Raw genomic sequence first — 12,633 nt, forward strand, 5'->3', positions numbered from 1 at the left:
ATGCGAGTGAGCCTGCTCCTTAGTTAGCCGTACTGGCATTCAGGCGCTAGAGCGCCGGTCAGTGCGGCACCCCCTCCTGTGCGAGGGGCTTTTTTATTTCTAGGTATGCCGTCTGGCAGATTAAGGCTCAACAAACACACGAAGCAGGAGTAGGACCGTGAGCGAGCAGGTGGAGGACGCCCCCATCGACAGGGGCGGGTACGACTTCAACACCATGCAGGCCAAGTGGCGGCCGGTGTGGGAGAAGCTGGACCCGTTCAAGACGCGTGACGACGGCTCCGCGGAGCGTCGCTACGCGCTCACGATGTTCTCCTACCCCTCCGGCGACCTGCACATGGGTCACGCCGAGGTCTTCGCGCTGCACGACGTACTGGCGCGCTACTGGTTCCAGCAGGGGTACGACGTACTGAACCCGATCGGCTGGGACTCGTTCGGGCTGCCAGCCGAGAACGCGGCGATCAAGCGCAACGAGCACCCGGCGACCTACACCTACGCCAACATCGAGACCCAGGCGGAGTCGATCCGGCGCTACGGCCTGAGCTTCGACTGGTCGCGCCGGCTGCACACGTCCGACCCGGAGTACTACCGGTGGACGCAGTGGCTGTTCCTGCGTTTCTACGAACGCGGCCTGGCCTACCGCAAGGCGTCGTACGTGAACTGGTGCCCGAACGACCAGACCGTGCTGGCCAACGAGCAGGTGGTGCAGGGCCGGTGTGAGCGGTGCGGGTTCGAGGTCACCAAGCGTGAGCTGACCCAGTGGTACTTCAAGACCACTGAGTACGCCCAGCGGCTGCTGGACGACATGGAGCTGCTGGAGTGGCCGGAAGAGATCCTGCTGATGCAGCGCAACTGGATCGGCCGGTCCGAGGGTGCGTTCGCGGACTTCCAGGTGGAGGGCCGGGACGAGCCGATCAAGGTCTTCACCACCCGCCCGGACACGCTGTTCGGCGCCACCTTCATGGTGGTCGCGCCGGACGCGAAGCTGGCCGCCGAGCTGGTCACTCCGGAGCAGCAGGCCGCGTTCGACGCGTACCTGGCGAAGGTCAAGGGCGAGACCGAGATCGAGCGGCTGAGCACCGAGCGGGAGAAGACCGGCGTCTTCCTGGGCTCGTACGCGATCAACCCGGTCACCGGCGAGCGGATCCCGATCTGGGCGGCGGACTACGTGCTGGCCGACTACGGCACCGGTGCGATCATGGCCGTGCCCGGCCAGGACACCCGGGACTGGGAGTTCGCAGAGAAGTTCGGCCTGCCGATCGTGCGGACCGTGCAGCCGCCGGAGGACTTCGACGGCAAGGCCTACACCGGTGAGGGCGCCGCGATCAACAGCGCCAACGCCGAGATCAGCCTGGACGGCCTGGCCATCGACGAGGCCAAGTCGACGATCATCGACTGGCTGGCGAGCAAGGGCCTGGGCGAGCGGACGATCAACTACCGGCTGCGCGACTGGCTGCTGAGCCGGCAGCGGTACTGGGGCTGCCCGATCCCGATCATCCACTGCCCGTCCTGCGGCGAGGTGCCGGTGCCGGACGACCAGCTGCCGATGGAGCTGCCCGACCTGCGCGGTGCCGACCTGGCGCCGAAGGGTGTGTCGCCGCTGGCGGCCGCCCGCGAGTGGGTCGAGGTCGACTGCCCGAAGTGCGGTGGCAAGGCGGAGCGCGACACCGACACGATGGACACCTTCGTCGACTCGTCCTGGTACTTCCTGCGCTACCTGTCGCCGGACTACGCCGAGGGCCCGTTCGACCCTTCCGCCGCTGAGCGGTGGATGCCGGTGTTCCAGTACGTCGGCGGCAAGGAGCACGCCGTACTGCATCTCCTGTACGCGCGGTTCTTCGTCAAGGCGCTGCACGACATGGGCATGCTGACCGCGGTGGAGCCGTTCACCCGGCTGCTGAACCAGGGCCAGGTGATCAACCAGGGCAAGGCGATGAGCAAGTCGCTGGGCAACGGGGTGAACCTGGGCGACATGATCGACGAGTACGGCGTGGACGCGGTACGGCTGACCATGGTGTTCGCCGGGCCGCCGTCGGACGACATCGACTGGGCCGACATGTCGCCGGGAGGCTCACTGAAGTTCCTGCAACGGGCCTGGCGGCTGGCAGGAGCGGTCGAGGCGCCGCTGGGCTCGGATCCGTCGACCGGTGACACCGAGCTGCGCAAGATCACCCACCGGACCATCGCCGACGCGGCCGAGCTGATCGACTCGTTCCGGTTCAACGTGATGGTCGCCCGGATCATGGAGCTGGTGAACGCGACCCGCAAGGCGGTCGACTCCGGCCCGGGTGCGGCCGACCCGGCGGTCCGCGAGGCGGTCGAGGCCGTGGCGGTCCTGCTGAGTCTGGTCGCGCCGTACACGGCCGAGGACATGTGGGAGGCGCTGGGCCACGAAGCCACGGTTGCCAAGGCCGGCTGGCCGAAGGTGGATCCGGCGCTGCTGGTCCAGGACGCGGTCACCTGCGTGGTGCAGATCGCCGGCAAGGTGAAGGACCGGCTGGAGGTCTCGCCGGACATCACCGACGCCGACCTGGAGCAGCTGGCGCTGGCCTCCGACACGGTCCAGAAGGCACTGGACGGCCGCGGTGTCCGCAAGGTCATCGTCCGGGCGCCCAAACTGGTCAACATCGTCCCGGCCTAGCACGGGCTAGGCTGCTCAGATGCGTTCTGAGCTGATCGATGTCGAGACCGGCGGTTCCGAGGTCGTCTTCGACCTGACGAGCAAGTGTGAGCAGTTCGTCGACTCTGAGGCCCATCAGGCTCAGGGCGACGGACTGCTGCACGTGTTCGTGCCGCACGCGACGGCCGGGATCGCGATCCTGGAGACCGGTGCGGGGAGCGACACCGACCTGCTCGCCTTGCTCGAGGAGGTGTTGCCGCGGGACTTCGGCTGGCGGCACCGGCACGGCACTCCTGGCCATGGGCGAGATCACGTGCTGCCCGCCTTCGTGCCGCCGTCCGCGACGATCCCGGTGCTCGACGGGCGGATGATGCTCGGCACCTGGCAGTCCATCTGTCTGGTCGACACCAACGTGGACAATCCGCGCCGGCAGGTCCGGCTTTCCTGGCTGCCCGGTTAATGGACCACCCGGTAACCACGAGTTCCGGAATTCTTGTGACTTATCGCGATGTTGCGGGTCGCGTTACGCATGCGAAACACAGCTCCGGTTGAATTGCCCGCATGGCAGCGCTTGACAACCTTCGGGCCCAGTGGGCGGGGCTAGGCACCGAACTTCTGATCCGCGCCACCCGCGGTATTTGTGATGGCAGCCTGCTGAATGCCGACACCGGCCGTGCCGACACCAGCGCCCGCCTCGAAGACTGGGCCGGCGTCCTTTCCCTTTACACCGGTGAAAATGAATCAGCCTCGGTTCGCGCGACGGCTTGAAACGCGCATTCTGCCCCTTCAGTAATTGCAGACTTAATCACACTCGTTGCCTTTATTGCCCGTCCCCTGTGACCTGCGCCGCAGCAGACGTCACCGGGCGTCCCGGCGCCGGCGCCGTTGTCACGCTATGTTGTGACGGGAACGTGGGGCTGCAAGAGGGGTGACGGGCTTTGTCGGACACGGATGGCCGGGCTGAGGGACGGCGGGGTTTTGCCGATCTCCTGCTCGACTTGAGGGTCCAGGCGGGGCTCTCCCAGGAGGAGCTGGCCGATCGCGCCGGACTCAGCGTGCGGACCATCCGTGAGCTGGAGGCCGGCCGAGTGGCCCGGCCCCGCAAGGACTCCGTCCGGCTGCTGGCCGCAGGTTTGAAGCTCCATGACGGCGACGCCGAGCGCTTTCTCGCCGCCGCCGGCCACGGCACCGTGCGACCCGTCATCTCCGTTGCGGCGCCCGCACCGACCGGTCTGCGCTGGCGCGGCACGCGCCCGATCCCCGACGGCCTTGTCGGTCGCGAGCAGGAGCTGCAGGAGCTGCAGGCCCTACTGCGTCAGAACAGGCTCGTCACGCTGGTCGGCCCGGGTGGAGTAGGCAAGACCGAGCTTGCGCTGGCAGCGGCTGACCGCTTCTCCGGTGCTGACACCACAGTCGTGGTCGTCGACCTCACCACCGTCCAGCGCGATGCCGCCGTACCGTCTGCGATTCTCGACGCGTTCGGAACCGCACCAGGTACGTCGGACCTGGACGACGTACTGTCCGGTCGCGAGCCGGGGGACCTGGTGATCGTCGAGGACAACGCCGAGCACGTGCTCGACGGGGTCGCGACGGTGGCGAACCGGATGGTCCGCAGCTTCCCGGGCATCGGCGTACTGGTGACGTCGCGGATCCCGCTCGGCCTGCCGGACGAGGTGGTCCGCCGGGTCCAGGTGCTCGAGGTGCCGGCGAACGACAAGGACTTCGCGGAGATCGCGGCCAGCCCGGCGGTGGAGATGTTCTCCCGCCGGGTCGCGCGAGTGCGGCCTGACTTCCAGCTGACCGAGGAGAACGCTCCGACCGTAGCCAGGCTGTGCCGTCGGCTGGACGGGCTGCCGCTCGCGCTGGAGCTGGCGGCCGCGCGGGCCGGGTCGCTGTCGGTGGAGACGATCCTGGCCGCTCTGGACGACCGGTTCCGGCTGCTATCCGGGCCGCGGCGGTTCGGAGCGCCACACCAGCGCACGCTGGCGGACACGATCGCGTGGAGTGTGGACGCGCTGTCGGACCCCGCGCGGCAGATGCTGTATCGCGCGTCAGTGCTCGGGTCGCCGTTCACGCTGGAAGCGGTGGCCGGCGTGTGTACGGGCGAGCCGATCGACGGCGCCGACGTACCGATGTTGCTAGCCGAGCTGGTGGACAAGTCGCTGCTGCAGCCTGTGCTGGAGTTCGAGCAGCTGTACGGCGCTCGCTACAAGCTGCTGGAGACGATCCGGGAGCACGCGTACGCCGGTCTGGCGTCGCAGGGTGACGACCTGACCGAGTTCCAGGACCGGGCGGTCGAGTGGTGCTCGACGTACGTCTCGGGGTTGGAGGGCGCCTGGTCCTCACCGGATCGCGACCGCCGCTACCGGGCAGCGCACGCGAACTCGGCCCTCTTCGAGGTAGCCCTCGAGCGAGCAGCTGCGCTGGAGAAGTGGGATGTGGCCGCGCAGATCGTGCTGGGCTTCCGGATCGCGTGGCAGTACCAGGCGAGCGTGGCCGAGAGCGGGATCCGCTGGGCGACGCTGTGCGCGGAGAACGTCGAGAACAAGGAAGTCAGCGGCATGCTGCGGGCGATCGCCGGGCGGCTGTCCAGTCTGACCGGTGACATCCGTGGTGCCCGCCGGCACTACGGTGAGGCGCGCACACTCATCCCCGGCGAGACGGAGATGGGGCTGGTCGCTCGTGGCGGGTGGGTGTCCTCCGGTTCCCACTTGCTCGACATGCAGAGCCTGGCGGAGGTGCCTGCGCTGGTCGAGGACGCGCGTAAGCACGGGAACGTGCAGCGGTCCGCAACAGTCCAGGCGATCTGCGGGCTGGCCCTGCTGCGCTGGGGACGCCTGCCCGAGGCCAAGGAGCTGCTGCTCGCCTGGCAGGCCGCGCTGGTCAACCCGGGCGTCTACCCGGACGAGATCGCGTACATGGCGCTCAGCCGGGTTGAACTCGAGTTGGGCAACCTGTCCGAGGCACGGCGCTGGGCGAAACTGGCCCAGGACAGCCAGGCGTCGGACGACCCCGAGCGTACGAAGGTGGCCGGCTGCCTGGCCATGGTCGAGTACCACGACGGCCGGTACGACGAGGCTCGCGCTCTGCTCGACGAGGCCGACGCCGACATCCGGGGCCACCGTGGGTACTTCGACTACCTGGTGATGCTCCACCGGTCCCGGCTCGCCCGTGACGCCGGAGACCTTGATCAGGCACGGCTGTGCATCCGTGACGCGGTAAACCGGCTCCTGGCCGAGGGCCGGGTCGTGTACCTGCTCGACGTACTGCCCGAGGCGGTGGCCGTGCTGCACGCCCTGGGGAAGTCTGCTGAGGGTGACCAGCTCTGCGGGCAGTTGCTGGCGTGGCAGCGGTCTATGGACCCGCCGATGCTTCCTACCGCGTGGTCGGTGCTGCAGGAGTCGTGTGCCAGTGCGTCGGTGGCCGATGGGTGGCCCGAGCCTGACCCGGCGGCCGCCGTACAGCGGCTGGCGAACGACGTACTCGCTGCCCTTTCGTGACGGCGATCCCGCTGAAGCTGCCGGGTAACTGCCGGGTCTTCTGCCTCGTCCTGACATGGCTGCCGGACGAAGAATTACAGCCGTAGGACAGGTTCCACGAAGCAGAGACCGATGCCGGGCTCGGGCATCACGGGCAGGGAAAGAGGCGGTGACCATGACGAGGCAGCCATGGCTCACCAGACTGCCCGGGTACTCATCGAGCTTTGGAAAGGCGACGCGGAGGGCATCCGGCGGCCGGACGGTGGGGGCGCCGATCGGCTGTCGAGAGCTCCGGAGTGCTGCGACGTGCGGATCTGTCCTGCCAGTACCGGGTGCCGTGCGCCGTCAGGGCACCACACCCGGGGCGGGGTCCCAGCACTGGACCGGGCACACGACACAGGGGACGAGTGCCGGTCCTGCTGACACGGGGAAACCGGCGGGCTTGGTCACCCGCCGGTGGGTCAGATGCTGGGGCTCCCCGGGGACCTCGGCGAGCTCGCGGTCAGGCCGGCCTTCGCGGGACCGGTACGGGGAGTAGCTCACCGAGGAACTTGAACTCTGCTGACGACGAGGGGGAGTCAGCACAAGTGAGGCAAAGGCTGATTCACAGGGGAAGTCAGCCGCAGCGAGGTGAAGGCCCCGGAGGGGTGGCCTTCACCTCGCTAGTCTTTCGCGTCCTTCAGGACCGCCGTCTTGTCGAAGGCGTAGCCGACGATCCAGGTGGGCTGCAGGCGGCAGTAGACGATGTCCTCGCCCCAGCTGGACGGTGAACTGCCATAGTGCTTGGTCAGATGTGCCTCGATCTCGGCGAAATCCGCGTGTTCCGGGGTCAGGAACTCCACGTCGCCGTGACTGAACACCCCGATCCGCTCCCCGTCGACGTACGAGATGCTCGCCGCCGGTCTCGCCTTGAGCTGCCTCGCCTTCGCAGCCGAGCCAGACGTGGTGAACACCCACCGGGCATGCAGGAAGTGCCCGTCGACCGCGCTGATCCGTGGCTCACCGCGCGCGGTGACCGTGGCGAGGTTGATCGTGCACATCCCGGTCAGAACCCGCACCAGCTCGGCCGCGGTCAGCCGGCGTGGGCCCTTGATGATGTTGCGCAGATGCTCCGTCGAGCGCTCGTACGCCGCGTCGAGGAGAGCCTGCAACTCGCTGACTTCCGCCGCTGTCTCCTTCATCTTTCGCAGTCTTCCACCGCGCGCCGACATAAACTGTCCGGTAACCTCGCTGCATGTCAGCCCGCGTGCACGTCGTCACCGACTCCACGGCTGGCCTGTCCGCGCACGAGGTGCTCCGGCACCCGCTGACCGTCGTACCGGTGCAGGTCGTCATCGGCGGCACGTCGTACGACGACGGCGCCACGTCGGCCGACGCGGTCGCGGAGGCGCTCAAGACGTTCACACCGGTATCGACCAGCCGTCCGTCGCCCCAGACGTTCTCCGAGGCGTACGCCGCTTGTGCGGCAGCCGGAGCCGATTCGGTCGTGTCCATCCACCTCTCCGGCGAGATGTCCGGGACGGTCGAGGCGGCCATGATCGGGGCGAAGGAGTCGCCGATCCCGGTGCGCGTGATCGACTCGCGGTCGGTCGCGATGGGCCTCGGCTTCCCCGTCCTGGCCGCGGCCGCCGCAGCCGCCGCAGGGGAGGACCAGGCGGCGGTCGAGGCCGCCGCCCGAGCCCGGATGGCGTCGATCTCGGCGTTTTTCTACGTGGACACGCTCGAGTACCTCCGCCGCGGCGGCCGCATCGGCGCCGCCCGCGCACTCGTCGGTACGGCGCTCGCCGTCAAGCCGCTGCTGACGATCAGCGGCGGCCGGATCGTCCCACTGGAGAAAGTCCGCACCTCGAGCCGCGCGATCGCCCGCCTGGCCGACATCGCCGTCCAGCGCGCCGGCGACGGTCCCGTCCAGGTCGCCGTACACCACCTGGACAGCCTGGAAAAGGCCCAGACTCTCGCCGACGGCCTGGCCAACCGGCTGCCCCAAGCCGACGAAATCGTCCTCCGCGAAGTAGGCGCCGTCATCGGCGCCCACGTAGGCCCCGGCCTCCTCGCCGTCGTCATCGCCCCCCGCTAGCCCCTCCTCACCCACCTCACGAGTCCCGCGCCCGGCATCCGCCCCGCCGCCACCACACTCCCCCCGGCCGCAAACCCTCCGCCGCCCCGGCGGCAAACCCCACCGCCGCCCGGCCGCAACCCCTCCGCCGCCCGGCCGCAAACCCTCCGCCGCCCGGCCGCAAACCCCTCCGCGGCCAGGCCGCAAACCCTCCACCTCAGGGGTTATCCCGTCAGGTGGAGGGTTGCCCTCTGAGAATCTGAGGGGGCAACCGTCCAGGTCAGTAGGCAACCCTCGCTTGCGGTGGTTTTCCACAGCTTCGGATTCGTCGTCTGGGCGGGTCTGCGGACTCGTACTTTCTCTGGTGTGAAGGTCACACACCGTGCTCCTGCGCCCGACTCGGGCGACCGCTTGCGTGCGCTCGCGCGCCTGGATGCGGGGAAGTACGGCGAAACCGGTCAGGACCTGGAGGAGCGTGATGAGGAGGTGCGAGGTGGATGGATTCCCGAATCAGTCCGGCCCGAGCGACTACGTGGTGCCCGCTGGACGCTGTCACCACGCCACGTCGTGGTGCTCGCCGTCGTACTGTCCATCGGCCTGGCCTGGGCCGCCTGGTCAGTCTTCCGCGCCCGCCCCGAGGTCCTGCCAGACGCCCGCCCGTCGACCCTCACCACCGGCGCGCCCGTCTCCCAGCCCACGACCGGCGGATCCCTCACCTCGCCAGGCGCTGCTCAGCTATCGCCCGGCAGTTCGCAGCCATCGCCTGGCGGCACCGCACAGCCATCGCTCGGCGGGCCGTCCCAGGCCGTCGTCGTCGTTCATGTTGCGGGCAAGGTCCGCCGCCCCGGCCTGGTCCGCGCTCCCACCGGCTCGCGCGTCGCCGACGTACTCACCCTCGCAGGCGGCCCGCTCCCCGGCGTAGATCTCACCACCCTCAACCTCGCCCGCCAGGTCACCGACGGCGAACAAATCCTCGTCGGCCTACCCGCCGCCCCCACCACAACCGGCCCAGGTCCAGCCACCTCAACCCCAGCCAACCCATCCACCAACACACCCGTCGACCTCAACACCGCGACCCTCGCCCAACTCGACGCCCTCCCCGGCGTCGGCCCGGTCCTGGCCCAACGCATCCTCGACTACCGCACCGAAAACGGCCCCTTCACCACCATCGACCAACTCCAGGAGATCCCCGGCGTAGGCCCCAAAAAGTTCGAATCCCTCAAATCCCATGTCCGCATCTGACCCCACCCCCACGCTCCCAGCAGCCGTCCCCACAACCCCACCAGCCGACCCCGCGACCCCGACGGTCGACTCCGCGGCCCCAGCGGTCGACTCCGCGGCCTCGGCAGCCGAACCCTCGACCCCAGCAGACGAACCCGCTAACCCAGGTGAGCCGCTCGACGTGCGCTTGCTGGTGCCGGCGGCAGCCGGCTGGCTGACGGCGGTCTTCCTCGTCGCGCAACGCCCGCTCGCGGGTGTCATCACCGGCGCAGTCGCTCTCACACTCGCCGTGCTGGTGGGTGTCACGCTACGCAGGTCAGCGGCAGCCGCCGTCGACGAGCCCGCCGTCGACGAGCCAGCCCCCGCCGAACCTGTCGCCAGCGTGCCTGTCGGCAACGAGCTGGTCGGGGCACGGGCCGCGGGCGTGCCTGTCGGCAGCGAGCCGATCGGGGGACTGGGCGGCGGCCTGCGGCGGCCGGAGGGCGGGTGGGGGCGGCGGTGGGGTGCTGGGGGGTGGGCTGTGGTTGGGGTGTTGGTTGTGGTGGCGGGGATGGCTGTGGCGGCGGGTTTGCAGGTGGAGGGTTTGCAGGCTGGGCCGGTGCGCGGGCTGGCGGCGGAGAGTGCCACGGTCGGCGTGCGGTTGACGATCGACGGTGATCCGTCCGTACGACGGAGTTCGGGCAGTCGGCGGCCGCCGTACGTGGTGGTGAAAGCGACGATCGAGGAGGTGCGGGCGCGGGGGACTGTGACCCGGGTGCGTACGCCGGTGTTCGTGATCGGCTCGAGCCAGTGGCGTGACGTCCGGTACGGCCAGCACGTCAACGCCAACGGGCGGCTCGACGCGGTCGAGGCCGGCTCCGACGTCGGGGCGATGCTGTCGATCCGCTCACCACCACGGATCGTCGACGAACCACCGTGGTGGCTGCGCGCCGCCGAGCAGGTCCGTGCGGGCCTGCGCGAATCCGTCGCCGGCCAGCCCGAGGACGTACGCGGACTGGTTCCGGCTCTGGTGATGGGCGACGAGAGCGGGATCCCGGCCGAGCTGACCGAGGACTTCAAGACCACCGGCCTCACTCATCTGTCGGCGGTTTCGGGTACCAACCTAACGCTGCTGCTGGCGTTCGTGCTCCCGCTCGCCCGGCTGATCGGCGTACGCGCGCGTGCTCTCACGGTGGTCGGCTTGCTGACCGTCGTGGTGTTCGTGATCCTCGCCAGACCTCAGCCCAGCGTCCTGCGAGCAGCGGCGATGGGCTTGATCGCATTGGCAGCGATGACGAGCGGCGGTGGGAGCCGGCGCGCCGTACGCAGTCTCTCGGTCGCGGTGATCGTCCTACTGCTCCTCGACACCTCGCTCGCGAGGTCGGCCGGGTTCGCGCTGTCCGTCCTCGCGACCGCGGGCATCGTGCTGCTCGGCCCAAGCTGGCGGGACGCGCTCGCCAAGTGGTTGCCGGTGTGGCTTGCGGAGGCGATCTCGTGCCCGCTGGCCGCGCAACTCGCGTGTACGCCGGTCGTGGCCTGGCTGTCCGGCGAGATCTCATTGGTTGCCGTCGGCGCCAATCTGCTCGCGGGTCCGGCGGTCGGGCCGGCGACGATCCTCGGCTTCGCGGCGGCCGGAGTCGCGATGGTGAGCACGGAGGCGGCCCAACTCGTAGGCTGGGTCGCCGGTTGGCCCGCCCGCTGGATCATCCTCATCGGCCGTGAAGGTGCGGATCTCCCTGGCGCAGCGAACGCCTGGCCTGCGACCGTGGTCGGCGTCGTGGTCCTGACGTTGCTGTGCCTCGCCCTCGTCGTGGGCCTCCATCGCCTGCTCGCCCGCCCGATCGCGATGCTGCTCGCGGTGGTCCTGCTTGCGCTCGTCGTACTGCGTCCGGCCGGCTCACTCGGCTGGCCGCCCGACGACTGGCTCTTCGTCGTCTGCGACGTGGGTCAAGGCGATGGTCTGGTACTGCGGTCAGGCGACAGAGCAGCGGTTGTCGTCGACACCGGCCCGGACCCGACCGCGATGGATCGCTGCTTGCGCGACCTGGGCGTCGACTACATCCCGGTGCTGGTGCTCAGTCACTTCCACGCGGATCATGTCGGTGGGCTGGCAGGCGTACTCAATGGGCGTCGGGTCGACGAGATCGAGGTGACGCCGTACTCCTCACCACCGGCGGAGCACCGCCGCGTCGTAGACCTCGCATCGCACCACGGCATCAGTCTGCGGACCGTCAGCTACCACGAGAAACGGGTGGTCGGATCGCTCAGCTGGACCACACTCTGGCCGGCTCGCGTACCTGCGTTGCCGGCGGACGGCAAGTCCTCGGCGACCTCGACGGACGAGGGTTCGCCCGAGAACAACGCGAGCATCACCATGATGGTCGAGCTCGCCGGCCTCCGGATCCTCCTCACCGGCGACCTCGAACCCGAGTCGCAGCGCGCAATCCTTGCCTCGGGCGCCGACCTCCGTGCCGACGTCCTCAAAGTCCCCCACCACGGCTCCGCCTATCAGGACCCTGCCTTCATCGCCGCCACCAACGCCCGCCTAGCCCTCATCTCCGCCGGCCGCGACAACGACTACGGCCACCCCGCCCCCAGAACCCTCGCCCTCCTGTCCCACCAATCCACCAGGACCGCCGCCACCAACACCACCGGCCCTCTGACCATCACCAACCCCAACAACCACCTGACCCTCACCACAACCCACCACCCGCCGTGACGTCAGTTCCCTGCGGAGGTTGTGAAGGCGACGGTTGTTGGGACGGTGGTGCGGGCCTCGCTGCCCAGGGCCCACGCGGCTACTCGGGAGACGACGCGGGCCGCCAGTGAAATCGGGCTGCGGTCAGTTTCGGTATTCGCGGGACGACGGGCGCGTGATCAGGACGAGAGCCGTCGCGGCGACGACGCCGAAGGGGATGGCCTGGAGCTCTTGGAAGGCGATGAGCTTGAAGAGGGTGAAGTAGGTCATCCAGATCGCGTACACCGTCACGCCGGGGCGGCCGAGGCGGTGGCCGCGGAGGAAGGCGATGACGGCGATCAGTCCGCCGAGGGCGAGGAACTCGTACGAGACCACGAAGCTCAGGCCGAGTCCGCTCCACCCCTCGAGTCCGGTGAAGTAGATGGCGCCGTACGCGCCGACGGCCGCGATGAGGCCGAGGAGGATCGACGCGGCGATGACGGTCGCGGGAGGCCGCCGCCGAGTCGTCGTGGTGGCGCTGGCGTGGGTGATGGCGGTCATGTTTCTCTCCTGTCGATAGTTCCCAGCGACGTGCTGAGGTGAC

General features: G+C 69.1%; 9 protein-coding genes. 7 read left to right on the plus strand and 2 right to left on the minus strand.

From position 1 onward, the window contains the following. Positions 1-169 precede the first annotated feature (169 nt). From leuS to EV646_RS25665, 4 genes are all read left to right on the plus strand, one after another. Complete coding sequence (gene leuS, locus EV646_RS25650; protein WP_422386728.1) at positions 170-2,638, plus strand: leucine--tRNA ligase; 2,469 nt, start codon at positions 170-172, stop codon at positions 2,636-2,638. 19 nt (positions 2,639-2,657) lie between these two features. After that, positions 2,658-3,077 (plus strand): secondary thiamine-phosphate synthase enzyme YjbQ, encoded by a 420-nt coding sequence (locus EV646_RS25655; RefSeq protein ID WP_132152818.1) that lies wholly within the window; start codon positions 2,658-2,660, stop codon positions 3,075-3,077. Positions 3,078-3,178: 101 nt separating this feature from the next. After that, positions 3,179-3,385 carry a hypothetical protein gene (locus EV646_RS25660; RefSeq protein ID WP_132152820.1) on the plus strand — a complete coding sequence of 69 codons (207 nt, stop codon included), beginning with the start codon at positions 3,179-3,181 and terminating at the stop codon, positions 3,383-3,385. 170 nt (positions 3,386-3,555) lie between these two features. Next, on the plus strand, positions 3,556-6,117 hold the full coding sequence (locus tag EV646_RS25665) for an ATP-binding protein (RefSeq protein ID WP_132152822.1): 2,562 nt from the start codon (positions 3,556-3,558) through the stop codon (positions 6,115-6,117). A 641-nt stretch (positions 6,118-6,758) separates the two neighbouring features. On the opposite strand, the gene EV646_RS25670 is transcribed toward EV646_RS25665, so the two are convergent. Beyond that, entirely contained in the window at positions 6,759-7,277 is a 519-nt protein-coding gene (locus tag EV646_RS25670) for a pyridoxamine 5'-phosphate oxidase family protein (protein WP_132152824.1), read from the minus strand. A gap of 53 nt (positions 7,278-7,330) precedes the next feature. On the opposite strand from EV646_RS25670, the gene EV646_RS25675 reads away from it, so the two are divergent. The 3 genes from EV646_RS25675 (at position 7,331) to EV646_RS25690 (ending at position 12,071) form a co-directional block, all read left to right on the plus strand. Beyond that, positions 7,331-8,173 carry a DegV family protein gene (locus EV646_RS25675; RefSeq protein ID WP_132152826.1) on the plus strand — a complete coding sequence of 281 codons (843 nt, stop codon included), beginning with the start codon at positions 7,331-7,333 and terminating at the stop codon, positions 8,171-8,173. 345 nt (positions 8,174-8,518) lie between these two features. Beyond that, complete coding sequence (locus tag EV646_RS25680) at positions 8,519-9,394, plus strand: ComEA family DNA-binding protein (protein ID WP_241996319.1); 876 nt, start codon at positions 8,519-8,521, stop codon at positions 9,392-9,394. After that, the gene (locus tag EV646_RS25690; protein WP_241996320.1) at positions 9,381-12,071 is read left to right on the plus strand and encodes a ComEC/Rec2 family competence protein; all 2,691 of its coding nucleotides are present in this window, start codon (positions 9,381-9,383) and stop codon (positions 12,069-12,071) included. The genes EV646_RS25680 and EV646_RS25690 overlap by 14 nt, the downstream gene beginning before the upstream one ends. Before the next feature lie 123 nt (positions 12,072-12,194). On the opposite strand, the gene EV646_RS25695 is transcribed toward EV646_RS25690, so the two are convergent. Then, a complete protein-coding gene (locus tag EV646_RS25695) occupies positions 12,195-12,590 on the minus strand; it encodes a hypothetical protein (RefSeq protein ID WP_132152830.1) in 396 nt (131 codons plus the stop codon). Between the last annotated feature and the right edge of the window lie 43 nt (positions 12,591-12,633).

The sequence above is a fragment of the Kribbella antiqua genome (assembly GCF_004345665.1).
In the GTDB taxonomy this organism is placed as follows: Bacteria; Actinomycetota; Actinomycetes; order Propionibacteriales; family Kribbellaceae; genus Kribbella; species Kribbella antiqua.